This is a genomic window from Natrinema gari JCM 14663, assembly GCF_000337175.1.
In the GTDB taxonomy this organism is placed as follows: Archaea; Halobacteriota; Halobacteria; order Halobacteriales; family Natrialbaceae; genus Natrinema; species Natrinema gari.
The window spans coordinates 64617-90075 of sequence record NZ_AOIJ01000038.1; the positions used below are offsets into that span (position 1 = coordinate 64617).

General features: G+C 66.6%; 29 protein-coding genes. 15 read left to right on the top strand and 14 right to left on the bottom strand.

Translation table 11 applies throughout. From position 1 onward, the window contains the following. Genes C486_RS04845 through C486_RS04860 form a run of 4 tightly spaced genes read right to left on the bottom strand, consistent with a single transcriptional unit; the run spans nucleotide 1 to nucleotide 3031 of the window. Nucleotides 1–588 carry a GTP--adenosylcobinamide-phosphateguanylyl transferase gene (locus tag C486_RS04845; RefSeq protein ID WP_008453657.1) on the bottom strand — a complete coding sequence of 196 codons (588 nt, stop codon included), beginning with the start codon at nucleotides 586–588 and terminating at the stop codon, nucleotides 1–3. Then, entirely contained in the window at nucleotides 588–1346 is a 759-nt protein-coding gene (gene cobS, locus C486_RS04850; protein WP_008453659.1) for an adenosylcobinamide-GDP ribazoletransferase, read from the bottom strand. Before cobS ends, C486_RS04845 begins: the two co-directional genes overlap by 1 nt. Next, nucleotides 1343–2344: an adenosylcobinamide-phosphate synthase CbiB gene (cbiB, locus tag C486_RS04855; protein WP_008453661.1), complete on the bottom strand. Its 1002-nt coding sequence runs from the start codon at nucleotides 2342–2344 to the stop codon at nucleotides 1343–1345. Before cbiB ends, cobS begins: the two co-directional genes overlap by 4 nt. Before the next feature lie 39 nt (nucleotides 2345–2383). Further along, nucleotides 2384–3031, bottom strand: coding sequence for an HAD family hydrolase (locus C486_RS04860; protein WP_049910162.1), 648 nt, complete (start codon nucleotides 3029–3031; stop codon nucleotides 2384–2386). Nucleotides 3032–3220: 189 nt separating this feature from the next. Between C486_RS04860 and C486_RS04865 the strand changes: the two genes are divergently transcribed. Then, the gene (locus C486_RS04865) at nucleotides 3221–3655 is read left to right on the top strand and encodes a helix-turn-helix transcriptional regulator (protein ID WP_008453664.1); all 435 of its coding nucleotides are present in this window, start codon (nucleotides 3221–3223) and stop codon (nucleotides 3653–3655) included. Nucleotides 3656–3715: 60 nt separating this feature from the next. Here the strand turns inward: C486_RS04865 and C486_RS04870 are convergent, their stop codons facing one another. Further along, nucleotides 3716–4327 carry a translation initiation factor IF-2 subunit beta gene (locus C486_RS04870; protein WP_008453666.1) on the bottom strand — a complete coding sequence of 204 codons (612 nt, stop codon included), beginning with the start codon at nucleotides 4325–4327 and terminating at the stop codon, nucleotides 3716–3718. Between the two features lie 428 nt (nucleotides 4328–4755). On the opposite strand from C486_RS04870, the gene C486_RS04875 reads away from it, so the two are divergent. The 4 genes from C486_RS04875 to C486_RS04890 all read left to right on the top strand — a co-directional run bounded on the left by C486_RS04875 (nucleotide 4756) and on the right by C486_RS04890 (nucleotide 7523). After that, nucleotides 4756–5709, top strand: a complete 954-nt coding sequence (locus tag C486_RS04875; RefSeq protein WP_008453668.1) for a PGF-CTERM sorting domain-containing protein — start codon at nucleotides 4756–4758, stop codon at nucleotides 5707–5709. 407 nt (nucleotides 5710–6116) lie between these two features. Further along, on the top strand, nucleotides 6117–6341 hold the full coding sequence (locus C486_RS04880) for a hypothetical protein (RefSeq protein ID WP_008453670.1): 225 nt from the start codon (nucleotides 6117–6119) through the stop codon (nucleotides 6339–6341). A 257-nt stretch (nucleotides 6342–6598) separates the two neighbouring features. After that, a complete protein-coding gene (locus C486_RS04885) occupies nucleotides 6599–7033 on the top strand; it encodes a hypothetical protein (protein WP_008453672.1) in 435 nt (144 codons plus the stop codon). A gap of 79 nt (nucleotides 7034–7112) precedes the next feature. Then, a complete protein-coding gene (locus tag C486_RS04890; RefSeq protein WP_008453673.1) occupies nucleotides 7113–7523 on the top strand; it encodes a hypothetical protein in 411 nt (136 codons plus the stop codon). A gap of 279 nt (nucleotides 7524–7802) precedes the next feature. On the opposite strand, the gene C486_RS04895 is transcribed toward C486_RS04890, so the two are convergent. Further along, the gene (locus C486_RS04895; protein ID WP_008453675.1) at nucleotides 7803–8153 is read right to left on the bottom strand and encodes a thioredoxin family protein; all 351 of its coding nucleotides are present in this window, start codon (nucleotides 8151–8153) and stop codon (nucleotides 7803–7805) included. A gap of 223 nt (nucleotides 8154–8376) precedes the next feature. On the opposite strand from C486_RS04895, the gene C486_RS04900 reads away from it, so the two are divergent. Both C486_RS04900 and C486_RS04905 read left to right on the top strand, forming a co-directional pair. Further along, complete coding sequence (locus tag C486_RS04900) at nucleotides 8377–8730, top strand: hypothetical protein (protein WP_008453677.1); 354 nt, start codon at nucleotides 8377–8379, stop codon at nucleotides 8728–8730. A gap of 231 nt (nucleotides 8731–8961) precedes the next feature. Then, complete coding sequence (locus C486_RS04905; RefSeq protein WP_008453678.1) at nucleotides 8962–10539, top strand: glutamine synthetase family protein; 1578 nt, start codon at nucleotides 8962–8964, stop codon at nucleotides 10537–10539. On the opposite strand, the gene C486_RS04910 is transcribed toward C486_RS04905, so the two are convergent. Further along, nucleotides 10536–10766, bottom strand: a complete 231-nt coding sequence (locus C486_RS04910; protein ID WP_008453680.1) for a hypothetical protein — start codon at nucleotides 10764–10766, stop codon at nucleotides 10536–10538. The two genes, C486_RS04905 and C486_RS04910, sit on opposite strands and share 4 nt — an antisense overlap. Before the next feature lie 166 nt (nucleotides 10767–10932). Here C486_RS04910 and C486_RS04915 point away from each other — a divergent pair, with 166 nt between their 5' ends. Then, nucleotides 10933–11235, top strand: coding sequence for a hypothetical protein (locus tag C486_RS04915; RefSeq protein ID WP_008453682.1), 303 nt, complete (start codon nucleotides 10933–10935; stop codon nucleotides 11233–11235). A 28-nt stretch (nucleotides 11236–11263) separates the two neighbouring features. Here the strand turns inward: C486_RS04915 and C486_RS04920 are convergent, their stop codons facing one another. The 4 genes from C486_RS04920 to C486_RS04935 form a co-directional block, all read right to left on the bottom strand. Further along, nucleotides 11264–12091, bottom strand: a complete 828-nt coding sequence (locus tag C486_RS04920) for a hypothetical protein (protein WP_008453684.1) — start codon at nucleotides 12089–12091, stop codon at nucleotides 11264–11266. Nucleotides 12092–12170: 79 nt separating this feature from the next. Next, entirely contained in the window at nucleotides 12171–13010 is an 840-nt protein-coding gene (locus tag C486_RS04925) for a metallophosphoesterase (protein ID WP_008453686.1), read from the bottom strand. 10 nt (nucleotides 13011–13020) lie between these two features. Further along, complete coding sequence (locus tag C486_RS04930; RefSeq protein ID WP_008453689.1) at nucleotides 13021–14730, bottom strand: hypothetical protein; 1710 nt, start codon at nucleotides 14728–14730, stop codon at nucleotides 13021–13023. Then, nucleotides 14727–16001 carry a Single-stranded DNA binding protein gene (locus C486_RS04935; protein ID WP_008453691.1) on the bottom strand — a complete coding sequence of 425 codons (1275 nt, stop codon included), beginning with the start codon at nucleotides 15999–16001 and terminating at the stop codon, nucleotides 14727–14729. Before C486_RS04935 ends, C486_RS04930 begins: the two co-directional genes overlap by 4 nt. Before the next feature lie 294 nt (nucleotides 16002–16295). Here C486_RS04935 and C486_RS04940 point away from each other — a divergent pair, with 294 nt between their 5' ends. Both C486_RS04940 and C486_RS04945 read left to right on the top strand, forming a co-directional pair. Then, complete coding sequence (locus C486_RS04940) at nucleotides 16296–17360, top strand: pyridoxal-phosphate-dependent aminotransferase family protein (RefSeq protein ID WP_008453693.1); 1065 nt, start codon at nucleotides 16296–16298, stop codon at nucleotides 17358–17360. A gap of 258 nt (nucleotides 17361–17618) precedes the next feature. Continuing rightward, entirely contained in the window at nucleotides 17619–19457 is a 1839-nt protein-coding gene (locus C486_RS04945; protein ID WP_008453695.1) for a carbon starvation CstA family protein, read from the top strand. 67 nt (nucleotides 19458–19524) lie between these two features. Here C486_RS04945 and C486_RS04950 read toward each other — a convergent pair whose 3' ends face one another. After that, complete coding sequence (locus C486_RS04950) at nucleotides 19525–20133, bottom strand: hypothetical protein (protein ID WP_008453697.1); 609 nt, start codon at nucleotides 20131–20133, stop codon at nucleotides 19525–19527. Nucleotides 20134–20385: 252 nt separating this feature from the next. Here C486_RS04950 and C486_RS04955 point away from each other — a divergent pair, with 252 nt between their 5' ends. Continuing rightward, complete coding sequence (locus C486_RS04955; RefSeq protein WP_008453699.1) at nucleotides 20386–20583, top strand: hypothetical protein; 198 nt, start codon at nucleotides 20386–20388, stop codon at nucleotides 20581–20583. Between the two features lie 33 nt (nucleotides 20584–20616). On the opposite strand, the gene C486_RS04960 is transcribed toward C486_RS04955, so the two are convergent. Then, on the bottom strand, nucleotides 20617–20853 hold the full coding sequence (locus tag C486_RS04960; RefSeq protein ID WP_008453701.1) for a hypothetical protein: 237 nt from the start codon (nucleotides 20851–20853) through the stop codon (nucleotides 20617–20619). A 288-nt stretch (nucleotides 20854–21141) separates the two neighbouring features. On the opposite strand from C486_RS04960, the gene C486_RS22170 reads away from it, so the two are divergent. After that, nucleotides 21142–21309: a hypothetical protein gene (locus tag C486_RS22170; protein ID WP_008453704.1), complete on the top strand. Its 168-nt coding sequence runs from the start codon at nucleotides 21142–21144 to the stop codon at nucleotides 21307–21309. A 43-nt stretch (nucleotides 21310–21352) separates the two neighbouring features. Here the strand turns inward: C486_RS22170 and C486_RS04965 are convergent, their stop codons facing one another. Next, nucleotides 21353–22600, bottom strand: a complete 1248-nt coding sequence (locus C486_RS04965; protein ID WP_008453706.1) for a CobW family GTP-binding protein — start codon at nucleotides 22598–22600, stop codon at nucleotides 21353–21355. Between the two features lie 73 nt (nucleotides 22601–22673). On the opposite strand from C486_RS04965, the gene C486_RS04970 reads away from it, so the two are divergent. The 3 genes from C486_RS04970 (at nucleotide 22674) to C486_RS04980 (ending at nucleotide 25318) form a co-directional block, all read left to right on the top strand. Beyond that, on the top strand, nucleotides 22674–22970 hold the full coding sequence (locus tag C486_RS04970) for a hypothetical protein (protein ID WP_008453708.1): 297 nt from the start codon (nucleotides 22674–22676) through the stop codon (nucleotides 22968–22970). After that, nucleotides 22970–23956 (top strand): ArsA family ATPase, encoded by a 987-nt coding sequence (locus C486_RS04975; RefSeq protein WP_008453710.1) that lies wholly within the window; start codon nucleotides 22970–22972, stop codon nucleotides 23954–23956. Before C486_RS04970 ends, C486_RS04975 begins: the two co-directional genes overlap by 1 nt. A 162-nt stretch (nucleotides 23957–24118) precedes the next feature. Beyond that, entirely contained in the window at nucleotides 24119–25318 is a 1200-nt protein-coding gene (locus C486_RS04980; RefSeq protein ID WP_008453712.1) for a redox-regulated ATPase YchF, read from the top strand. The last annotated feature ends 141 nt before the right edge of the window (nucleotides 25319–25459 follow it).

The window sequence follows — 25459 nt, forward strand, 5'->3', positions numbered from 1 at the left end:
TCAGCGCTCCTCCGCAGTGCGGTCGCGCAGCATGTCGGCTGCGAGACGGGCGTCTTCGCGTCGGTTCACGTTCACCGCAAGTCGTGGATCGTCGTATACGTCGGTCATCGTCGTGGATTCGTCCGTGGTGCCGACCACGTTAACCCCGGTCGGCGCGAGGTGGTCGTCGGCCTCGAGTCGCGTCTCGATGCTGACGCCGAGCCGCCGTTTGAGCGCCACGGGAACGCAGACCGTGCGCGAGGCCTCGGCGTCGCCGTGGGCCGCGAGTATCCGGTCGACGACCGCCGCCTCGAGCAGCGGCAGGTCCGCGGCGACGGTCAGGAGCGGCGGCGACAGTTCGGGCCGCTCGAGGACGGTCAGCAGATCGGTCACGTAGCCCTCGCCGGCCGTCTCGACCGTCGCGACGCCGTCGTGCTCCTCGAGGTGGGACCGCGTCGCCGGTGCGTTCGGCGAGACGGCGGCGGCGATCGTCTCGATCCGGCTCCCCTCGAGCGCCGCAAGGACGCGGTCGATCATCGCGGTCCCGTCGATCGGGTGCAGGGGCTTCTCGTGGGGGCTCTCGAGGCGGGTGCCTTTCCCGCCGCACATCACGAGAGCGTCCACGCGATCACCCCCACGTGAACGCCAGCGATGCGGCCGATCTCGTTGGCTGCGCCGAAGATATCGCCATTGAGCCCCCCCAGCGAGCGAGCCGCCCAGTACCACGGGAGCCCGATGCCGGCGACGGCACCGGAAAGGGCGATCACACCCGGGTGAGGCCAGCCGACCACGGCTGCCGCGAGGACGATCGTCGCGGGCGCGACAAACGACCCGGCAGTGCTCACGTCGGTGAACTGCTCGCCCATTCCCTCGTAGGCGGCACGCCCGAAGCAGGCCATCGCGGCCATCCCGAGTTTCGTCCCCACTTCGGCCCCGATCGCGATGCCGACCGCCGTTCGGACGGGGAGGCCGGCCAGTCCGAGCCCGCCCAGTGCCAGCGCGGTGACGGTGAGCGCTACGGCGAGTAACGCGCCGACGCCGGTCGTCGTGTCCGTCAGCACCTCGCGGCGACGCTCGACGTCGCCGTGGACGACCAGCGCATCGCCCACGTCGGCGATCCCGTCGAGGTGGTGGATTCCCGTCACGGCGTAGACCGAAAGCAGGTAGCCCAGTGCGACGGTCGGCGCGATCAGCGTATCAGCAGCGAGCAGCGGGATCGCCGCCAGCGATCCCGCCACGAGACCCACGACGGGGAACGCGGCCGGCGTCGCGCGGAACGCGTCCCAATTGCCGTCGCGGTGCCCGACCGGCAGCCGCGTCAGAAAGCCGAGCGCGCCGCGAACGGCACCGATCCAGCGGCCGATCACGGTCCCGCTCGCACCCCCGTGATCGAACCCGTGCTCGAGGCGGTCATCGACTGCCAGTACGTCTCGAAGCCACCTGCAAGCTCCGGCACGGCAATCGCCAGCACGATGGCAACGAGGATCGAGACGACGGCCGCTCGCCCGACGAGGCTGACGGCCCGCTCGCCCTCGGCCAGCGTCGGGAGGTCGGCATCGGGATTGAGGACGTAGCTGTCCGCTTTCTCGAGGCGAACGCCGAGGGCGCAGGCGAGCGTCGCCATCGGCCACCCGGAGTTGGGCGACGGCGGCGCGCGCGCCCACCGTCGGGCGCGCACGATCGCAACCGGATCGACCGCAGCGACGGCGATCGCCCCGGCGGCGAGTCGGGCGGGCAGATACATGACGACGTCATCCAGCCGCGCGCTCGCGGTGCCGATCGGTTTCGAGGGGTAGCCAAGCATCGAGTCGAGCGTGTTGACCCCCTTGACCCACGCGGCGGCGGCCGCCGCGGCCGGAAGCGAGATCGGCGCGAGTATCGCGAACGGTATCAGGGTCGCGACCAGCCCGTCCGCGAGGTTCTCGGCCGTGCTCTCGACGGCCGCGCTGCGAAGCGCGCCGGCCGAGAGCGCCGCGGTCTCTCGACCGACCAATCCGCGGACCCGGTCGCGGGCCCGCTCGAGGTCGTCGGCCGTCGCCCCGACGACGTCCTCGGTCAACTCGAGCAGCGACCGCAGACTGGTCGTCAGGAAGAGGGCGACTGCGGCAGCGATACCGCCGGCTATCGGTCCGATCGAACCCGCCGCGAGGACTCCCCCGCCGACGACGGCGGCGGGACCGAGCGGCGCGAGCACGGCAATCGCGACGCCGGCGAGGCACTGGTGGCGCTCGTCATCGCTCCACGGCCGATCGACCGCGCCGACGAGGCGGCCGAACCACGCGACCGGATGCACTGCAGTCGGCAGTTCGCCGAGCAACAGATCGAGACTGAACGCCAGTCCGACGACCGCGAGCGTCCTCAACACGCCGCCTTCGCCTCCATACTGTCGTCCGAATGGGACCGCTCAGTCATTACTGCTGTGTTCGTCGGGCGTCGACGCTGCCAGTCGCGCCGGCACGTCCGCGAGCGCCAGGTCCTCGAGTAGCACCGCCGTGCCGCCCGCGGCCTCGATCCCGCCGTCGGTCCGAGGATCGTCGCCGACGTGGACGAGGTCGGCGGTGGGGACGCCGAGTTCGGCGGCGGTCCGGTCGAAGATTTCGGGGGCCGGTTTGCGCCAGCCACAGCCGACGCTCGTGACGATCGCGTCGAAATCGTCGCGCTCGAACGCCGATCTGACGAGCGTGCGCCCGACCAGTTCCGGGACGCTGCAGTTCGAACAGATCGCCACCGGCCCCCGCTTTCGGGCGGCGTCGACCGCCTCGAGCGCGCCGGGTCTCGTCTCGACGGTCGGGTCGAACGCTGCGACGACGGCCCGTCTGGCCGCGTTGTGTTCGGCGTCCACGCCGCGACTCGCGAGCGCGTGCGAGACGTGAGCCGGAAGCGGCACCTCCGCGCCGTCCGGTGCGTCGACGTGTGGCTCCGCGTAGGCCGCGGCCCAGTCGTCGGGGACCGCGACGTCTCGCTTTGCGAGTTCCGTCGCGACGGCGTCGGCCGGATCGTCCGGCCGGTCGGCGGTCACCAGCGTTCCGAAGAGATCGAACGATACTCCCACACTAGTGTGACTAGCACAACCTACCTTTAATTTCGCGGTATCCGGGTTGGGGGTCGGGTAAACGTTTTTGGGAATACTCCTTTGTACACATGGCTATCAGACCGGAATACAATGGACGGACGACGGAGTGCGGGCGGTTCCCGGCTCGTAACTGCTGTCAAACGACCGGTTCCGACCCGCGTCGCTCCGATGGACTCGAGCGACGCGAACCGACGCACCGAGAGGTCGGCGATCGACTACCACGCGCAGTGTGTGGCTCGTTCGGACCGTTTCGTGGTCGCAGTGGCTCGCTCGGCCACTGGTCTACCCGGTGACGCGTCGCCGACGGGGTCGGACGAGGACCGGTCGCTCACGGGCGACCTCGTCGATCCCGACAGCGGTCCCACGAACAAGAGCGAACTCCTCGAGTACGGTCTCACGCCCGAGGAGTACGTTCGTGCCGTCCTCATCGAACACGGCGGCCGGATCAAACAACGACGGTTCGCCGAGCGCTACGGCTGGGCACACGCCACGCTCAGTCGCCTCCTCTCGGAGCTCGAGGAGCGCGACGTCATCGACCGCTATCGGCTCGGTCGGGAGAAAGTGGTCTGTCTGCCGGATGCGATCCCCGAGGCAGCGCGTTGACGCCCGCGTCGCCGTGGTTCCGCCGCGAGTCGTCCGCCGCGCCACACGAATCGACCGTGATCAGTCGAGGCGGGCGAACGCCAGGTTGCCCGAGATGTTCTTGATGTAGATGTCCACGACATCGCCCTCCTCGGCACCGGGGACGAAGATCGTGTAACTGCCCTTCTCGGCGACGCCGTCGCCCTTGCGGCCGGTGCCGGTGATCTCGACCGTGTAGGTCTGTCCCTCCTCGACGGCGTCTTGCTGTTGTTGCTGCTGGCTGCTGGTCGAGCGCTTGGTGACGGGGCGGAACGCACCGCAGGCGTCACAGCGCAGCATCGGCGTTCGGTCCTCGCGGACGAGGCGGGTGTCCGGCAGGCCACACTCCGAACAGAGGACGTACTCGTCGACGTAGGCGTCGATCGCCGCGTCGAGGTCCGTCTGTGAGAAGGTCCCGTTGTACCGCCCGCGGCCGTCCTCGAGTTTGCCGCTGGTCCCCAGTTCGCGCTGGATGAACCGATGGAGATGTTCGGTCTCCCGCGAGAGGACGTCAGCGATCTCGTCGAGGTTCGTCACTCGCGTGAACGCGCCGTCTTTCTGTGGCTGCGGGTCGGGGATCTGCAGTCGCTGTTCGTCGCCCCCGATATCGGGGACGTCTTCCATCGCTCGGTCGAGACTCGATTCGTAATCCATACGCGAAAACAGGTGACCCGAACGTAAATCCGTTCTGCTATCACAATCCGCCCGACAGCACGGCGTTCGGGCGGGAACCGGCGACCATCGAACCGCCGGCCCGGCGGTCGTCCGTGCCGCCGCACTCGCCGGCCAGTCGATCGAAGACGCTCCCCGGCGACTTCGTCTCGTCGGCCCTGTCGGTCGGCTCGAGTCGACGCCGAGCCGGGAGGATGACTGCAGAGCACCTCGTTTCGATTCGGACCGATCGCCCAAACGACTGCCTACTCCGCGTAACGACCTGCTACTTCGCGGGTACGCTGCTCATATATAGGACGGGACAGCCGGTACCTCGGATCGATGACTAGTACGCTTACACGACAGTCATCGTCGCAGCACAGTTGTCCGATGGAACCACTCGGTATCGTAATGGGGGCGGAAGCGTGACCATGTCCGGCGCACGTGGCTCACGTCGTCCGCTCCCGAACGGCTGTCGGAAGCTGCTCGCGCTCGCGCTCGGGCTGGCGGTGATCGGCAGTCTCGTCGCGACGGGTGCCGGAGCGTCCGCGAGCCCCGCCGATCCGGAGTCGAACGGGTCCGTCTCGGAAGCGGAATACGTCGAGCCCACGCCCGAACCGGGCGATCCCTACTTCGAAGCGGCAGCGGAAGACGGCAGCTGGATCAGCTACGAGAACCCGCGAGACGAGTATCGGAGCCCGTACCTCGGCGAGGGCTCCGGAAAGATCTGTGTCACGCTGCTCAACGAAAACGGCGACCCCGTCGTCGGCGAGTCGGTCCCGAACACGTCCGTTACGATTCCGACGAACGACGTAACGAGCTGGCACTCCAAGGCGAATCCGATGACCGTCAAGTTCCCCATGACCGACCACTACGACCGGCCGCTCGACGGCGATGAGTTCGGAACGAGCCCGGAGATGTCCCAGGGCGACGGCTACCTGGATTCCCACTGTATCGAGCTACACGGGCAGCCCGAAGACGCGACCATCGAGTACGGCGAAGCGGAGATCAGCGGCGAGCACGCCGACAAGATCGACGTCGTGGGGTACATACAACAGGTCCCCGAAGGCGACGGCTGGGACTCGGATATCGATCCGGTCGCCGCCGCGGAATCCTACGAGGAAGTCGGTGGCAGCTGGACCTACGAACCGGGGGCCACTCACGGACAGGTCAGTGTCATCCTACAGCTCAATGCAGCGCCGGGCGGCTCCGCAAGCCCGTCCGGATCGGTCGGGACCGACTCGAGCGACTCCACGAACGAGACTGATCAGGAACCCGACAGCGACGATACCGAGGACGGGGGTTCGATGCCCGGGTTCGGCGCGCTCGCGGCCCTTATCGCGCTGTCGGTCGCCGCCATCGCTCGCCATCGCACCCGCGGATAAGCCGGTCCGGCGACGGTATCGATCCGGCTCCGAACCTGGCCCGGCGACGACCGCCACGACGGCGTTATCACTCGGCGGAGACTGACTCGGTCCGAAAGACAGGGAACGGCTACGGATGTAGCCGGGAACCATGGAGCTCCTCGCACGTCATGACGGGGCGGACGGATCGGGTGGACTTCCCCACCGACAGACTGTCGTACCCCCCGTCTACCTGACTGTTCGCTCGAACCACAATAATACTGCTGGCCAATTTACGGGGAAAGCGGCGAAAACGGACGGAAGATTTCCGCGAACGTGTGCTGTATGCTATCATATAGTACCACCGATACGCGGACCGAACGGCTACACGGGTCCGTCCGTCGTCCGAATCAATCAGGTTTTATCGATCGGCGCGAGATACCCGACAAATGACGAACACAAGCGAGTCGGACGGGGATGGGCCGCGCGTTCCAGTCGTCTGTCCTGACTGTGAAACGACGTCCCGCGTCCCCCTCTCGGACGTTGCCGACGCCGTCGAACGACACAACGACCAACTCCACGACGGCGACGACGTCGCCGAGGTCGATCCCGACGTCGCCGACCGGATCGCGGATCTGGTCGCCACCGAACTCGGCCTCCTCGAGGACGACTGAGACGGCTGACTGTCAGTCCGGTCCACCGAGCCCACGGCCGAGTCGTCGGTTCGCCGGGCAATCGGGACAGCAGACCGGATGAATGCCTTGGAATCGTAACCGACACGCGAGTCGTCGATGCCCCTCGTTCGATGGGAGAGCAATCCGGGATGGGTCAAAATTTCGCCGACGTTCCGCTCGAGAGGTTATATTTCACCGAATCGAACCGTTGGTTCAGTGAGAAGGCTTATACTGTCATACCCGACTCTACCCACCATATGGCACGCGAGAAAGCGACAACGGCTCCCGATACCGGAGCCGATACAGCCGACGGCGAGACCGAAGACGCGTCACCGTTTAGCACCGAATCGACCGCGACGGCGACGATCGCAGCGACGCGGGCGGGAGCGGCTGCTGGCGGTGTGGCTGCCCTCCCGAACACGCTGACGATCATCGGACAGGGGGTGCCCTCGAGCGTCGAACTCACCGTCGACGGCGAGATCGAACCGGTCGGTGAGGACGGCACGGCCGACGTGACCCTCTTGTCGGGGACGACAGTCGAGGGAACGGTCGAGAACGGCACGGTAACGGTCCGATTCAGCGGCGACTTGACCGACGTAACGTTCGTCGATCGCGGGATCACCGGCCGGACGCCGGCGACGACCCCGAACGTCCACGTCGATTACGGCACGCCGGATCGATCGCGGTCGTAGTCGACTGGACGAGCGCGCCGGACGCTCCGGCCGAGTCGAGACGTAAACATACTCCCGGACGGGGACCGAACACCACCACATGGACGACCACACACCCGACGCCGACGCGGAGAGCGACACCGGTGTCGAGGCAGACACCGACGTCACGGTCAAAACGGAGGCACACAGCCACACTGAAGGGGGACACGCCGTCGAAACGAAGGCTGGAGCCCCGATCTATGCCGACGCCGGATCGGAAATCGACGCCAAGTGGATGGACGCCGCTGACGGGCGCATTCTCGAGGCCATGCAGTCGGAGGACATCTTCGAGCCGCGCCAGTTCGAAGAGGAGGGAATCTGTCCGGGGAAGTTCGCGGCCTACCGCTGTCGGGAACTGGCCAAATACGGCCTCCTGAAGCGTCACATGGCCGGGATCTACGAACTCAGCGAGGCGGGCGAGCGGTACCTCGCGGGCGACCTCGATCCGAGCGACCTCGAGCCCGACGAGTAGCGTTCCGGGATCGGGGCGGGCGGTCGACGCTCGTCGTTCGGGCCGCTGTCCACACCGGAGCCCGGTGTCCGCGCGGTGACGTTGTCATCGCCGAGCAGTGCGTCGGTTTACGTTCAGCCGACGGCTCTCGTCGCGCCCCCGCGACAGGCGACCATGCGCTCACGGACCCGGCGACATCGCCCTCGAGCGCGACGCGACACCGCCTCGAACAGCGCGGAGGAATACGGGCGAGCGATACTCTGGACGTGGACGCTCGATCGGCGTGTCGCGCTCTCCGCCTCAGTCGGCGTCGACGGCGTTCGGAACGTGGCGTTCGAGGAAGTCGGTCACCGCGTCGCCGCCCTGGAAGCCCTCCGCCAGCCGTGCGGTCTCCGCTCCGTCCTCGAACAGGAGCAGCGTCGGGACCGACCGAATGTCGAACCGGTCGACGAGGTCGATGTCGTCGCCGGGATTGACCATTCCGATCGCGATATCGGTCGCCCGGGCGACGTTGCCCAGGGCCGGCTCCATCGCCTGACACAGCGCACAGCCGCTGGTGTAGAATTCCACGAGCGCGATATCGTGGCTCGCCACGAACTCGTCGAGTTCGTCGCCGGTCTCGAATCGACTCGGTTTGCTGGGCACGGCCATAGGAACGGCTACGTGTCCGCGATAGAAACCCCTGACGGACACACGGGCCGCAAGCCCGTCCCGCTCGTCAACCCGGCCTCGTGCTCGGGGAATCCGAATCACGGGCCCGTCTCGGACGTTCCGATTTGAATGACGGTCTCGCATCGCGGATTCATCGGACGGCTGTATTGTGTGACGGGGGCACGGAGTGTGACTTTATAGCTGGATTCTGTACCCACGCTCGATGACTCGACCCGCAACTGACCGCGACGACGGTCTGCCGACCCAGCGGAAAGCGACGCTGTTCTGCTGGGCGTGTGCCCACTCGAGTCCGGTCGACGGCGACTGGCTGGTGGAGCCCCGCGATCGGTGCGTCGCGTACGTCTGTCCCGAGTGTGAGACGACGCTCACGAAGCGACCGCGGTCGACCGAGTCGTCACGCGACCGGGCAGCGACGGGACCGCTGGCGGCGTGGCAGCGAACGGTCCACGCGTCGGCGATGGTCTGGCGGGCAAGCGTCGACTTGGGGTGCTCGAGTCTGGCCGCGTTCGTCGGCGTCGGAGCGACAGCCGGTATCCGTGGATACCCCGACCCGTAGCCGATTCGTCGAACGGCATCGGTGCCCGACTGTCGGTACAATCACTGACGGTAACTCCGGAGCTTCCGAAACGCGCTTTCACTTTCGCTGCCGATTTTCGTCTGATATCAGTTCTCGATCGCAGATGCCGGATGGTAAAATACATTTGAACACTCTTGAGGATATTTGCGGATATTCGCCAACAACAGTAGAGCTTTAATAGTGGAATCCGTTTGCGTAGTCGAGTAGAAGATGACGAACGGGAACCTAACCGCTGCGGAAGAGGAGGTACTGGACGAAATCGAGGCGGAAGCAATCGACTTCCTTCGGCTGCAATTCACCGACATTCTTGGAACTGTGAAGAACGTCTCCGTGCCGGCCCGGCAGGCTGAGAAAGCGTTCACCGAGGGCATCTACTTCGACGGCTCCTCGATCGAAGGCTTCGTTCGCATTCAGGAGTCGGACATGCGCCTCAAGCCCGACCCCGATACGTTCGCGGTACTGCCATGGCAGAACCGCGAGGACGGGGCGTCCGCCCGGATGATCTGTGACGTCATCGATACCTCGACCGGCGAGCCCTTCGAGGGCGATCCGCGCCGCGTGCTCAAGAACGCCCTCGAGCGCGCCGACGAGATGGGCTATACGGTCAACGCCGCGCCCGAACCGGAATTCTTCCTGTTCGAGGAGGACGACGACGGCCGCGCCACGACCGAAACGGGAGACCACGGCGGTTACTTCGATCTCGCGCCGAAAGATCTCGCGAGCGACGTTCGCCGGGACATCATCTACGGACTCGAGGAGATGGGCTTCGAGGTCGAGGCCAGTCACCACGAGGTCGCCGAGGGCCAACACGAGATCAACTTCGAATACGACGACGCGCTGACGACGGCCGACAACGTCGGGACGTTCCGAACGGTCGTCCGCGCCATCGCCGCCCAACACGACCAGCACGCGACGTTCATGCCCAAGCCGATCCCGCGCATCAACGGTTCGGGGATGCATACCCACCTCTCGCTGTTCACCGAGGACGGCGAGAACGCCTTCCACGACGCGGACGACGAGTTCGATCTCTCGGCGACCGCACATGCCTTCATCGCCGGTATCCTCGAGCACGCGCCGGCGATCACGGCGATCGCGAACCCGACGGTCAACAGCTACAAGCGGCTGGTACCCGGCTACGAGGCACCCGTCTACGTNGAGCACGCGCCGGCGATCACGGCGATCGCGAACCCGACGGTCAACAGCTACAAGCGGCTGGTACCCGGCTACGAGGCACCCGTCTACGTTGCCTGGTCCGATCGCAACCGCTCGGCGTTGATCCGCAAACCGGCTGCTCGCGTCCCTGCAGCGTCACGCGTCGAACTGCGCTCGCCGGACCCGTCCTGTAACCCCTACCTCGCCCTAGCGGTCATGATCCACGCCGGACTTGAGGGGATCGAAAACGACCTCGAGTGTCCGGACCCGGTCCGGGAGAACATCTACGAGTTCGACGAACAGAAGCGCGAGGAGTACGGCATCGACACGCTGCCGTCGAACCTCGGCGAGGCCGTCGACGCGCTCGAAGCTGACGAGGTCATCTACAACGCGCTGGGCGACCACGTCGCGCCGAAGTTCATCGAAGCCAAACAACAGGAGTTCCAGGACTACCTCGTCGACGTCTCCCAGTGGGAANGACCACGTCGCGCCGAAGTTCATCGAAGCCAAACAACAGGAGTTCCAGGACTACCTCGTCGACGTCTCCCAGTGGGAACTCGACCGCTACCTCGAAACCTTCTGAGGGACCTTCGAACGACGATCCGGCTCTCGCTGCCGGCACTGCCGTCGGGTTAGTTCGCGACGTACACCGAGCCGGTCCGTTCCACGTGGCCAGCGCTCGAGAGCGAACGCAGGACGCTCAGGACGTTGATCTTCTTCATCGCCAGTATGTCTCCCAGTTCGTCGACCGTCGCACCCTCGGTAACATCGAGATAGATGTACACCAGCTTTGCACGGGCCGATTCGAGGTCGTCGGGAACCGGCTCGAGCTGCGTCGCGGGACGGTGCGCTTGTGAATTCATTGTCAGCAATAGCCACCTCGTTCGTGTATATAAATCCACACGTAAGTTGGATACCAATGGATACTAGGACCTGATATGGCCCATGATACCGCATTCCTGTGAGGGCCCGAAGCCCGACTCGAGCGGAACAGCGAGTTTTAGGGGCCGGCAGTTCCCAGCAGCGAGTATGACCGCGGACGAGCGACCGAGCCCCCCGCCGGAGCTAGACCGCGTTGGCCACGAGGCACTCGACGAACTCGCCACCCGGGAACCCGCGGCGCTCCGTGCGGCGAGCGAGTACCTCGAAAAACTGGCGGCGTGGAAAGAGGGGGAAGACGCACCCTCCCCAGACGACGGCGAGCCGGTCCCGTCGCCCGACGGCGTCCCCGAGCGGGCGAGCGTCTCGATGACCGAGATCGCCGGTGCCACGTACTACTACTATCAGTGGCGCGAAGGCGACGAGATCAGATCGGAGACGGTCCGACGGTAGGCGACGGTCCCGCGCGACGGCGGCGTCGTTAGTCGGCCGCTGATGCGGACTCGAGGACCCGTTCGAGCGCGTCCGTGACCCGGTCCGGGTGCGCCATCGTCGCCGTGGCACATCGGATCGGGAACGGCCACGGAAGCCCGCGTCTCACCTCGAGACGGTCGGCAGTGAGATCGACCGCCCGTACCCGCGATCGAGGGATGAACTGGTAGTTGATCGTCTTCGACCGGCGGACGCACAGTCCGCTTTCGAATAGCGTGTAGGTTCGGGGTCGGCCGGCGGTGATCGCCTGTCCGATCATGGCACCGCCGAACGCGGGCAGCGGATTGATGCCCGGCTCGAGGACGAAGATGAGTGCGAACCCGACGACGAGGCAGCTGCAGCCGAGAACGAGCAAGCCCGCGCGGAGCAGTCGCCGATAGCGGGCGTCCGGCCGGGCATTCCACTCGGCTAGCACTGATTCCCGTTCGCGGAGCGCAGTGACATGGCGATTGATCGTGACGAGATAGACGACTGCGCCGCCGAGACTGAAGACGAGGAACTCCACGAACCACTCGCGGAGCCACGGCTCAAGGCCGCGAACGCCAAGTGCCATGAGGACCGGGACGGCGAAGACGCCGACGACGATCACCGCGCCCAGGAGGGCGTCCAACCGCGTTCGGACGAGCGTCGTTGCGGGCGTGGGCTGCATGTAGCACTGGCCGGCCGCGAACAGCCCGGCACACGCACCGATCGCGACGGGCCACAGCGACGTGTACGCCGCGCCGAGGACGCGGCTCGTTGCACACAGCGTGAGTGCCCCGACGTATCCGCCGAGGACGACCGAGAAGAACGCAGCCGATGGCTTCCGGAGGGACATGTCTCCCGTTCGACCTACTCCGTAAAAATATTTTTCAATTGAACAGTTTCGATCGGACCGTAGTGATCCCGCCGTCGAATCAGACCGACTCGTAGGGACCGAGCCGAGTCCCGTCGAGCAGGTACGCCTCGCCGTCGGCCAGCCCCGCGGGCAGGAACGGCGAGAGGAACGACTGCCCGGCGACGTTGATCCACGTCCCGCCGACCAGTTCGTTGAACGCGGGGACAACGATCACCGCCGGCGGTGATTCGTCGGCACGCTCGAGCCACGACACGCCCTCGTATTCGGGCCGGTCGCGGAACGGAGCCGGGTCGAGCCGCCCTCGAAGCCACGCACGTTCGACGCGGCTGCCGCCGACCGTGTCCTCGAGTCGCACGCAGGGGTGTTCGTGGCCCAGACAGATCGCGTCGCTCTCGAGGACGGCCCGCGAGGGCCAGGTGTGGCCGTGACAGACGCCGACAGCGCCGAGGGCGACGCCAGCACCGTCGACGACTTCGACCGTCGCATCGATGTCGGGGCTCTCGCCGAGCCATGTCTCGATCCGGCCGTCGTGGTTGCCCTTGACGACGGTGACCGCGAGGTCGCTCGGGAACGACTCGAACAGCACCTCGAGTTCGCCGCGCTCGGCCCCGCCCGGGTCGCCGATCGAGTGCATGAGGTCGCCGAGCACGACCACTCGGTCGGGGTCGGTCCGCTCGAGCAGCGCCGAGAGTCGCTCGCGGCGGTCGGGGGCCCGGCTGGGAACGTCGACGCCGCGCTCGTATCGCAGCCCGGACTCGTAGCCGGCGTGATAGTCGGCCACGAGCAGGGCACGCTCCGGCCCGATCGCGGCGGTCGCGGCCGGCTCGCCCGGCACGGGCTCGACGCGAGTCGGCGGCGACGCCGATCCGGCCGCGGCTCGTCGGGGGTCGTCTCGCATCGTCGCCCGATCAGATCGCTTTCAGCGTCTCGTCGTCGGGCTCGTAACACTGGCCGCCCATCAGCGCGTCCTGGATGGCGTTCTCGATGTCGTCGGCGTCGGCCCCGGTGTCAGCGGCGACCCGCTCGATCACCGCCGTTCGCTTGGCACCGTCGCCGTCGTCGAGTTCCGCCATCGTCTCGACGACCTCCGCCTCGAGATCGATGTCGGCGGTCGCCTCGGTTTCGGCGTCGTCGGCGTCGTCGCTGGCATCCGGTTCCGACGCGGGCTCGCCTTCGGTCTCGAGTCCGGACGAGTCCGCGTCCGGACTCGGCTCGGCCGCCGGGTCGTCGCCGTCGCCATCCTCCGGTTCGGGAACGTCGATATCCGCCTCGCCGGGGTCCTCGACCTCGGTGCCGGTCGTGAACTCCGCACCGAACTCCTCCTCGAGTTGTTCGCGTTCCTCTTCGTCCATCTCGTACATGCTGTCGTCGACGTCACCGGCGTCAAAATCGCCGAGTTCGTCGTCGCCGTCGTCGGACGCCGACTCGGCGACATCGTTGGCTGCACCGCCGGCATTGGTCGTCGCTGTGGGCGCAGCCTCGGGGGCGTCGTCGGCGGTCGCCTCGTCACCGACCGGGTCGGAGTCGGCCGCTGGCTCGTCGCCCGTCGTTTCGGTCGTGCCGGCAGCGGTCTCCGGCTCGTCGGTCGCGTCGGTGACGGCCGGCTCGTCGGCACCGCTCGCGTCCGCCTCGTCGGGCTCGATCGCATCGGGGTCGGCCTCGGATCCGACGTCGACCGCAGCAGTGTCGGTCCCGTCGCCGGTCGCTGTTCCGGCTGCGGAGCCCGAGTGCGCATCCTCGGGGTCGGTCGCCGCGCCGCCCTCGCCGGCCGCGACCGGTTCAGTCGGCGCCGAGTCGGCGTCGGCCCCGGGCTCGGCGGCGGCAGCCCCGAGCGACTCGGTATCGACGCCGTCGAGATCGGCGAGCGACGCGACCGTCGCGTCGAACTCGGGACTCGTCGCGTCCGGTGCGATCTCGAGCCCGCTCACCTGATCGCGATCGCCCGCGACGACTTCGCAGGCCTCGAGCGCACAGTTCCGGAGTGCCGCGAGGTACGACGGCGTCGTTCCGTAGTGGTCCTGTGCGAGCGGAATCCCCGCCGCCAGACCGGCGTTGACGCCGGCCTCGAGCAGGGCGTCGGTCATCGCCTCCCCGTCCCCGTCTCGGAGGTCCGCGCGTGCCGCGAGTTCGGCGGCCCCGGCGTAGGTACCGACGCGGTCGATCGTCCGTTCGGCCGCGCTGACGACCCAACGGTCCCGGGTGTCGGCGTCGACCGCCGCGATGCTTTCGGGGCGGATCGAGGTGTAGATCTGGTCCGAGTCGTCGGGCTGGAAGGTTCGGGCTTTGCCCGTCACCGCGACGAACGCGGGCGGCTCGGTCTGTTCTAAGAACGCCAGTTCGTCGGGCTGGTACTGGCCGGCGTAGACGACGAACGCGCCGGTCGGATCGACTACCCGGGCGCGGACCATCTCGTCGTTGACCGACGTGACTTCGGTGAGAGTCCCGACGACGAAGACGCGGTTGAGCCGTGCGCCGGTGGGCGTGATCACGTAGTTTGGTGCCCGTTCCTCGTCGCTCTCGGCGTAGGAAAGCGAGGCGTCGTCGTACTCGGCCGCGAAGAGCCGGTACGCGATCTCGCGGCCTGGAATCTCGTCGTCACCGTTGCCGGTCGCGCTCATGCGTCCACCTCCTCGAGGACGGCCGTCGCACGGGCGACCGGATCGTCGTCGCTCTCCGCGAAGCGCTCGGCGTCGAGGTTCGCGCCGTACTCGTCGACCGAGAGGTGACCGCGCACGCGGTACTCGCGGCCGACGATGCGCTCGCGGATTCGATCCGCGACGACCGATTGATCCATCGCTTCACGAGCCTGCGCTAAGGCGTCCTCGAGCGTGCCGTCGTAGACCCGTTCGGTGAGTTCGTCGTCGAGGACGACGGTGACGGTTCCGGTGCCGTCATCGAGGATCGCCTTGACGCGGAGATCGTCGATCCCGTCGACATCGCCGTGGGTTCGGCACTGTCCCTTCTGGATGACGCGGTAACACTCCGGACAGCGCTGAATGAGCCCGGAGCCGTCACGGACCGCAAGCAGGTTCCCGACGATTTCGACGTCGTAGATGCCGCCGGTGGCGACGGCGTCGCCGATCGCCATCGTCGACGTGTTGCTGCCCACGTCGATCGCCCGGTCGAGCGCGGTGACTGTCGAGAACTCCGAGATGTTAACCTCGGGAACGCCACGGAACTCCTGAACGTAGGCGTTCTCGATGCGAACCGTGCCGCCGTCCTCGATCTCGGGAGCCGGCTCCCAGTTCGTAAAGGGGAGCCGCCCGCTCTCGTCGCCGACGACACCGCTCAGGATGTCCGTTTCGCCGTCGCGACCGTCGATCGTCTTGCGCTCGCACTCGAGGACGGTGACCTCGATCGTGACCGCTCGATCGCCGGTCTCGAGGTCAGCCAGGCGTGCGTCGCCGCCGACCTCGTAGGGGACCGCGAGTTCGTCATCCTCGAACGACAGCGAGGTGCTCTCGCCGAGGTTGAGTTCGGGGTCGCCGTCCCACTCGCGGACGCCCGCGTTGCCCGCGGTGATCGTGTCGCCGGGCTCGAGGCCGAAGTCCTCCCACGCGGTGTAGTCGATGACGCCGGTCTCGTCGGCCAGTCGGCCTTCGACGATGACGTGGTCGGAGCCCTGATACCGGATCGATCGCTCGCCCGCCGTCAGGACGACGCCCGTGACGGTGACGTTGCCGTCATCGGGCGTGATCTCGGCGATGTCCTTCGCTGACGGCACACCGCCACCGCCGCTGGACCCGTCGCCGTACTTCCGTCGGAGGCTCTGTTTGGCCTCATCGACCGGGACGCTGTACTCCACGAGGTTCTGCAGGTCGTCTATGACCTCCTCTTTGTCAACACCGAGGTCGGAGGCGAGATCCTCGGCATGATCGTCGAGTTCCATCACTTGCCTTTCGCGTTGGGGCTTAAAAAACGTTCCCGCAGGAGGGTGGAAGTGAACACGTCGGCTGGCGGCTCGACCCGTCGGCCATCGACGGCAGGCCGCTCCGAATCGCACGCTCCGTCCGACTCGCCGACCCGCTCGGGTTCACACTGGCTCGCCCGGACAGCGCCACCCCGTCACGCCGCCCACAGCAGTCACAACGGGGCATGCTTCGAACCGGAACCGAAAAACGCGTTCGAGAACCGCCCCCCCCCCTCGAGTAGCTTTATGCCCGAACGGCCCGGTACCAGCCGTATGACCGACGATCGACTGCGCATGACGCCCGGTCCGACGGCAGTGCCGACTGCCGTCCGCGAACGGATGAGCGAACCGACACCCAACCCCGACGTCGAACCCGCGTTCGTCGACTTCTATCGCGACCTCACGGGCAAACTCGAGGCGCTCTACGGCGGCGACGAGATCGCGATCCTCGGCGGCGAAGGGATCCTCGGGCTCGAGGCCGCCATCGCGTCGCTGGTCGAACCGGGCGATCGGGTGCTCTGTATCGCGAACGGGCGCTACGGCGAGGGGTTCGCCGATTTCGTCGAGCTGTACGGCGGCGACGCAGTCGTCTGTGATGTCCCGTGGCGCGACCCGCTCGATCGCACGGCCGTCGAAGCCGCACTCGCCGACAGCTCGTTCGACGTGGCGACGATGGTCCATTGCGAGACGCCGACCGGCGTCCTGAACGACATCGGGCCAGTGCTCGACGTCCTCGCGGACCACGATGTCATCAGCGTCGTCGACGCGGTCTCCTCGCTCGGCGGGGTACCGGTCCCGACCGAGCGGATCGACGTCTGTCTGGGCGCGTCACAGAAGTGTTTCAGCGCGCCGCCGGGACTAACCGTCTGCTCGGTCAGCGACCGCGCCTGGCGGAAAATCGAGTCGTTCGAGACGGCCGGGTTCTACACCGACCTCGAGCCGTGGCGCGACGCCGCCGCCCAGGAGTGGTTCCCCTACACGCACCTCGTCTCGAACCTGTACGGACTCGACACCGCGATCGACCTGCTGCTCGAGGAGGGGCTCGAGAACGTCTTCGAACGCCACGAGGCGGTTGCGGCCCGGTGTCGCGAGCGGGCAGCCCGGCTCGGGCTGTCGATCTATCCCGACGAGGCGCAGTCGTCGCCGACCGTGACGGCGCTCGAGGTCCCCGGTCGAGCGACGACCCTCCAACGGACGCTGGCCGAGGAGCACGACCTCGTCCTCGCGACCGGCCTCGGCGACCTCGAGGACGACGTACTCCGGATCGGCCACATGGGGCACAACGCCCGCCGCGACCGCGTCGACCGGACGATGGACGCGCTCGAGGCCGTCCTGTAGCCGCCGGGCAACTCGTTTTTCCACGAGTCACACGCTGACCGGTCCGCCCGCCGCCGCGCTCGCGTTCGCACCGTTTTCGATCCGAGCGACGGGTGCGAAAAACCGTCTCGAGGCGTTCTCGTGTTCGTTATTCCCCGTTCGGCGCGTCCTCCGACGCGCTACTCGTGTCGACAGACTATCAAAAGCGACGGCGCGTGCCGCCAATCACGACAAATAACAATTAAGGTCACTGGTCTCCCTGTTTTGTGTGGACATCGCATGACACGGATTATCTGGATTATCGCGGCAGTACTGGTGACCTTCACCGTCGGTTACGTGGGGTATTCGCGGTATCTCACGCGGTTCGTCGAACTCGACGCGGACGCCGAAACGCCGGCACACAAATACGAGGACGGACAGGAGTACGTTCCCTCGAAGAAGTCGGTTCTGTTGGGCCACCACTACTCGAGTATCGCGGGTGGGGCCCCGATCGTGGGGCCGATCACGGCGGGTGCCATCTGGGGATGGGTGCCCGCGTTGCTGTGGATCGCCCTCGGAAACCCGTTGATGGGGGCCGTCCACGACTTCGTTTCGCTGTCGGGGAGTCTCCGCCACGAGGGGAAGTCGATCGGGTACATGATCGGCGAGTACGTCGGCGAGAGCGGTAAGAACATGCTGCTGTGGTTCGCGTTCCTGACGATCATGCTGGTCGTGGCAGTGTTCGCGCTAGTCGTGGGGATCGTCTTCAACGAGTATCCGCAGGTGGTCACGGCGTCCCTGCTCTACATCGGGCTGGCGCTGGTGTTCGGGGTCTACCTCTACCAGTTCAACGGCCCGTTTCTCCCCGGGACGGTGCTGTTCGTCGCAGGGGTCTTCGCGGCCGTCTGGGTGGGGCTCCAGTATCCGTTGGCGTTGTTCGCCGGGGACTACCCGGCCGGGACGATCGTGCTGCTCGGCGGTACCGGTGAGTGGGTACCAGGAGCGGAGGCGCTCGGTGGTAATACGGCGGGGTGGATTCCCGTCGTCATGATCTATGCCGCGGTCGCGAGTGCACTGCCCGTGTGGGTGTTGCTCCAACCGCGTGATTACCTCTCGTCGTTCCTGCTCTACACCGGCGTCGGCGGGGCGGTCGTGGCAATCATCGCCGGAACGCTCCTCGGAACGTCGACCGACCCGCTCGTCATCGACAGTTCCATCGGCGCGTTCGAAGGGTTCTGGGGCGTCGAAGGCGCGGGATTAGCGCCGCTGTTCCCGCTTTTGTTCATTACGATCGCCTGCGGGACGATCAGCGGCTTCCACTCGCTGGTTTCCTCGGGGACGACCGCCAAACAGCTCAACAACGAGACCGACGCCCGGCTGATCGGTTACGGCGGGATGCTCGGCGAAGGGCTCCTCGCGGCAGTCGCGCTCTCGACGCTCGCGGTGGCTGGTTTTGCCGATCCCGAAGGCGGCATCGGCGCTGCGCTGCCGAACTTCGCCGAAGGCGGCGGCATGATCCTGACGAGCCTCGGCGTTCCCGTGACGGTGGGCGAGGTGTTCATGGCGCTGGTCCTCTGTAGCTTCCTGCTGACGTCGACCGACACGGCCGTCCGCCTCGGGCGGTACATGATGGAAGAAATCGTCGGTACGCCCGCGGGGCGGACCGACACGGGACTGAACCTCAGCATCCGGTCGATCGCTCGCGGCCGATACACCAACCCGGTCGTCCAGATCGTTCCCGCGTACCTGCTGGTCGTCTCCGGCCAGTGGGTCGTCCTCTGGCAACTGTTCGGCGGTGCGAACCAGTTGCTCGCGGCGCTTGCACTGCTGACCGCGACCGTCTGGCTCGCCAACTGGGACGACAACAAACAGCTCGTCTCCACCGGTGTGCCGATGGCGATCATGGTCACGATCACTATCCTCGGACTCTCGATCCTGGTGTTCTACGAGAACCTCTACCTAAACCTGATTCAGGGTGGCGCGGAAACCGTCGGTGCCATGCTCTCTTCGGGGATACAGATGCTCCTCGGACTGATCCTCATCGGGCTGGCGCTCGCGCTCGTCAGGCTGGGCTACAGGAACATCCGGACCGTCCGTCGTGGCCCCGAGACGCCGGCTGCCGGCCCCGGCGACGACTAACGGCTCCCGACCGCCGCCGTTTTCGGTCGGCCGCTGACCGGTATCCGTGACCCGAGCCGACCGTCACCTACCGCCAGAACCGCTTTGCGAACCGCGACAGCAGTCCCTCCTCTGGTTCGCTCACGGTCTCCCAGAGGGTAAACGCCTCCACGACATCGGCGGCCTCGCTGCCGACATGCGCCTCGGACTCGGGATCGACGACGACGAGATTGATCTCGTAGTGGCCGTGATACCCGAACTTCAGTAACGTCCGGTCGCGGAACCCGGCAACGAACTCGCGAACGGCGTCGGGTATCCCGTCGGCGACGAGGACGAACGTCACATCCGTCCCGAAGTGTTCCTCGTCGGCGACGATCAGGTCGTCCGCGAGGTCGTGACCGAGGGCGACGAGTCGCTCGAGTTCCGCGACCGTCGGCCGGGAGTCGCGTCGAACGAAGAGGTACTCCTCGGCCTCGTGGTCGGCATAACTCACTGCCGGATGGAAGAACTGTTTCTGGTTGCGCACGCGCATCTCCCCGTAGAGAGCCCATCGCTCGCCGCCGACGCGGTGGTCCTTCTCGAGGTCGTAGCTGTACAGCAATCGGTCGGACACCCGATCGAGGTACTCGTCGTCCCAGTCGGGTACCGCCTCGCGGATCTCCGCCGGCAGTTCCGCTGGCCGTGCGTTGTCGCTCATCGTGCGTCGGTGGCGCGTGACGGCGGTCGGTCACGACTCGGCAACGGTTCCGTGCGATCTCGGCCCATGTCGCGTACACTCACACCACCGGTTACCGTCGCGGTATCAAATAACCGTCGGTGAGCCGCGGTCGAGACCGCGCCGATCGCCGCCGCGCGCCGGCAGCCGGTAAGTTTTAGCCGTCGGAGACGAACCATCGTGCAAGGAATTCACATGGGTGGGAAGCGAGCCGAAGCCTGCGGCCGGTGTTCTATGTCCACGGTCGTCGCTGTCGCCTCGTCCGGCGACGAAAACGAGGGAGCCGACGGCGACGCGGGCCGGGACCCGTTCGGTGAGGCTGCCATTGAGATCGACGATGACGAACTCCGACTGGTCTCGCCGGGTGCCTGGGCCGGACGCGTGACCGAGCGACTCGACGACCTCGGCCGGCGGCTCGTTTACGGCCAGTAGGGGCGCCGCCGGCCGCAGGCGACGCGATCGCGTTCACGACATCGTTACGAGATACGTCATCGCGAACAACAGTATCGCGGCCGTCGCGACGTTGACGAACCCGAATTCGAGCACGTCCAGAAACGACAGGCCCCAGACGACCGCCCACGCGAACAGCGCCGACAGCACGGCGTTCATCGCGATCAACACGCGGGGATCGCCCTGCGAGGACGAGACGCCCGCCTCGAACCCGTCCCCGGCACCGTCACGATCAGTGTCACCGTCGCTCATACAGGGAGAGGTCGATACCGCCACTTATACTGTTCGCTGTCTCGACCCGGCGCGTCCACCGACGGGGCCGGGAACCGCGGACGACCGTGACGGCACACGGTGTCGTTCTTTGTCGTTCGCCGGCGACGGGTCGGTATGCACCTCCGAAACCGTCACGGCGTGCGGATCGACCCCGTGCCGTTTGTCGTAGTCGTCGGGCTCGCGTTCATGTTCCTCCTGTCGTTCGGGCCGCTGTACGGGTAGGCACTGGGACTCCCCCTCGAGAGCGCGATCGCGCTCTCCGCGGCGGTGTTTACCGTCGTCGCCGTCGTCGCGTTCTATCGACAAGTGTGGACGTTTCGGCCGGACCGCGCCGGTACCGTGCCGTCCGCAGTTCGTGCCGAACGGCTGTTTCAACTCATTCCGATTCTCGCGGCGCTCCTCGTCGCGCTCGCGATTCCGCTCATCGTCGGCTAGGCGACCGTCCCCGCAACAGACGGACCGGGACTGCGCGTGCTGATCAGGGCTCCCGAATGACGGTTTCCACACCCTGCGTCGTGGGGAACGGGCCGCCATCGAACGCCGTCGCCCACTCCTCGTCGGTGACGAGTGCATCCTCGAGTGCCGCCCGGAGCGCTCCCTCGTCGTAGTCGGTGCCGATGACCACGAGTTCCGTCCGCCGGTCGCCGTACTCGTCGTGCCACTCGAGGTCGGGCCGGTTCGACCGATACATGTCGCGTTCGACCTCGGGCAGGCTCGCGATCCAGGGCCCCTGTGCGGTGGCCCTGACCGATGGCCCAGCCTGAGCGATCGAGAGTCGCATCTCGGTGCCGGCGAGCCAGACGGTCCCCTTCGAGCGGACGATCGATCGCGGCAGGGTCCGGAGGACGGAGGCGAACCGTTCCGGGTGGAACGGCCGGCGGGATCGGTAGACGAACGACGAGACGCCGTACACGTCATCGGGGTGGTGATGATCGTGGCGCTCCCCCGTCTCGGCCCGCTGGCCGTCGTGAGCGCCGTGCTCGCTCTCGTTATGGTCGTGCTCGTCGGCCGCCTCGAGCGCTCGCTGCCAGCCCGGCCGATCGGTCACGCGCCCGGAACCGAACAGGTCGGCACCGAGCAGGCGGTCGGGATCGACCGCCGAGAACACCGTCGGGATCGTCTCGGCCTCGGGCTGGAGCGCGGAAACGAGGTCCTCGGCCGTCGCGAGTTCGGCATCGGAACACAGATCGGCCTTGTTGAGCAAGACGAGGTTCGAAACCTCGACCTGTTCGACGAGCAGATCCGAGAGCGGCCGGTCGCCCTCGTCCCCTCGCCGCTTCGGCCGTTCCTCGTCCGCGAAGGCGTCGAGGAACGCGGGCGTATCGAGGACGGTCACGAGCGTATCGACGTCGTAGAGCGCCGCGACGCGGGACTCGGTGGTGAACAGCCGGGCTACGGGCGCGGGCTCGGAGATCCCGGACGACTCGACGACGAGGTGATCGAACGACCGATCCCGAGCCAGCCTGCCCACGGCGGTCTCGAGGTCGTCCTGCAGTTCACAGCAGATACAGCCGTTCGAGAGTTCCGCGACACCGTCATCGATTTCGAGTTCCGAGCCCTCGGCGACGAGTTCGGCGTCGACGTTGACGTCGCCCATGTCGTTGACCAGCACCGCCAGCGTCCGGTCGGCACTCGAGAGCAGGTGATTGAGCAGCGTCGTCTTGCCGGCACCCAGGCTCCCCGAAAGGATCGTCACCGGGATCGTCCCGTCCGTATCCGTCTTCATACCGAGTACTGGGATCGGAGCGCCTTGAAAGCGATCCACGAGGGTTTTTAGCGTTCGATACACAGTTACTGCCATGGATCTGGCCGATCGGATCGACGCGTTTCGCGAGCGACTCGACGAGTGGCTGCGGGGCCTCTATCACGGCATGATCTCGCATCCGGCATACGAGAAGATCGAGAAGGAAGCCGAAGACACCGAGGACGCGTTCGTGCTGGCGTGTTTCCCGGACGCGTTCGGCATCCCGTCGCCGGTGTCCTACTACACCGCGGAACTGCTCCCCTACCTCGAAGACGAGTTTGAATCGTGGGAGCGGCGGCTGTGGGACCGCGGAACGTACCTCGAACGGAAAGGCCAGCAGTATCACTTCTGATGGAGCCGTTCGTCTTCTTCGGCGGCAAGGGCGGTGTCGGCAAGACGACCGTCTCGTGTGCGTACGCGCTCCGCTGTGCGCGCGACGGCCAGCGAACCCTCGTCGTCTCGACCGACCCGGCCCACTCCGTCACCGACGTGTTCGACCAGCCGTTCGACGACTCCCCGCGATCGGTCGACGGGATCGACGGACTCGACGCGGTGGAGATCGATCCCGAAGACGAGGTCACTCGCCACCTAGACGAGCTCCGACAGGACCTCTCCGAGCAGGTGTCGGCGTCGATGGTCAACGAGATCAACCGCCAACTCGAGATGGCACACGGAACCCCCGGGGCCTACGAGTCGGCGCTGTTCGACCGGTTCGTCGACGTAATGCGGACCTCGGAGCCGTACGACCGCGTCGTCTTCGATACCTCGCCGACGGGGAGTACGCTCCGACTACTCGGTCTCCCCGACCTGCTCGAGGGGTGGATCGACCGACTGATCCACAAGCGACGAACGAGCATCGACCTCTTCGAGAAGGCCGCCGTCGGGAACACCGAACCGCGCCGCGTGATGGCGGGTGATCCGGTCCTCGCGCGCCTGCAAGAGCGCAAGGAGTTCTTCGAGTTCGCCGGTTCGGCGCTGCACGACGACGCCGCCTTCTTCCTGGTCTTGAACCCGGACGAACTCTCGTTGAACGAGACTGAACGGGCGATCGCCACCCTTCGGGAGGAAGACCTCGCGGTCCGCGGTCTCGTCGCCAACAAACTCACGCCGTCGCCCGACCCCGACGAGGACGGCCGCGGCGCACGCTACCTCCGCGACCGCGTCGAGACGGAAGCGGCCCGTCTCGAGACCATCCGATCGGAGTTCGACCCGCCACTGGTCGCCGAGATCGGCTGGCGGAGTGCGGAGGTCACGGGCGATCTCCTGTCCGATGTCGCCGACAACCTCGACATCGAGACGGCCGCCGAGCCGCCGACGCACGTCTCCAGTGGACAGTGACCCGAGTGACACGCTGACCACGACGCCATCGTGCGAGCAGGTGGACACTGACTCTCAGTTGCGACGCTCGATCGCGCCGGCCACGCGGACGTGCCACGCCCACGCATACCACTTCGCCCGCGGACAGAAACCCGTTTAGGCGGGCCGCGCCACCGACGGATAATGAGTACGAGTTACCGGATCGGACTCGTCGGCAAACCCTCCGTCGGCAAGTCCTCCTTTTTCAACGCAGCGACGATGAACGACGTTCCCGAGGGGGCCTACCCGTTCACGACGATCGACCCGAGCGTGGGCGAGGCCTACGTCCGCGTCGACTGTGCGGCACCCGAGTTCGACGAGGAATGCACGCCGACCGTCGGCTACTGCGACCACGGAACCCGCTTCGTCCCGACGAAACTCGTCGACGTAGCCGGATTGATCCCGGGCGCACACGAGGGCAACGGGCTGGGCAACCAGTTCCTCTCCGATCTCAACGAGACCGACGTGCTCGTCCACGTCGTCGACTTCTCCGGGGAAACGGACGCCGAGGGCGAACCCACCGAGGGACACGACCCGCGGGACGATATCGCATTTCTCGAGGAGGAACTCGACCAGTGGTATCTCGGCGTCTTGGAGAAGGGGATCAACCGATACGAGACGGGGTACACCACCGAGGACGACGCCATCGAGGCGGAACTCGCCGAGCAGATGAGCGCGTTCAAGACGAACGAAGACGAGATCAAACGGCTCATTCGACGCGTCGACGTCGGCTTCGACCCCGACGAGTGGGACGAGGACGACCAACTCGAGCTCGCCCGTGAGATCCGCAAGGAGACCAAGCCGATGGTCATCGCGGCGAACAAGATGGACACGCCCGAAGCGCAGGCGAACTTCGAGGAGATCACCTCCGATCCCGACTACGACCACCTGACGATCGTTCCCTGCAGCGCCCACGCCGAGAAGGCCCTGAAGTCGGCCGATCAGGCCGGCGTCGTCGACTATCGACCGGGTGACCCGGACTTCGACATCGTCGGCGACGTCTCCGGCGAGCAGGAACAGGGCTTGGAGCGGATCCGGGACTTCCTCGAGGAGTTCGGTGCGACGGGCGTCCAGGCGGCCCTCGAGACGGCGCTTTTCGATGTCCTCGGCGTCACGCCCGTGTTCCCGGGCGGCGCGAACGGGCTGGGGAACGAACGGGGCGAGGTGCTGCCGGATTGTTATCTGATTCCGCCGAACTCGACCGCGGAGGACTTCGCCTACAGCCTCCACTCCGACATCGGCGACGGCTTCCTCCACGCGATCGACTGCCGGACGAACCGCCAACTGGGCAAGGACTACGAGGTCGCGTCTCGCGACGTGATCGAAATCATCACGACGAACTGAGCGACCGGCAGGGTGGCTTCCCGTGGGACAGTCCGTGTTTCGACCAGACCTGTCCGGGACAAGAACCCAGCGTCCTGTTCGGGGCGACGACGGACGGCAGCGGGGCCGTCACGCATCTCCTGCCGACGGCCGACCCGGCTG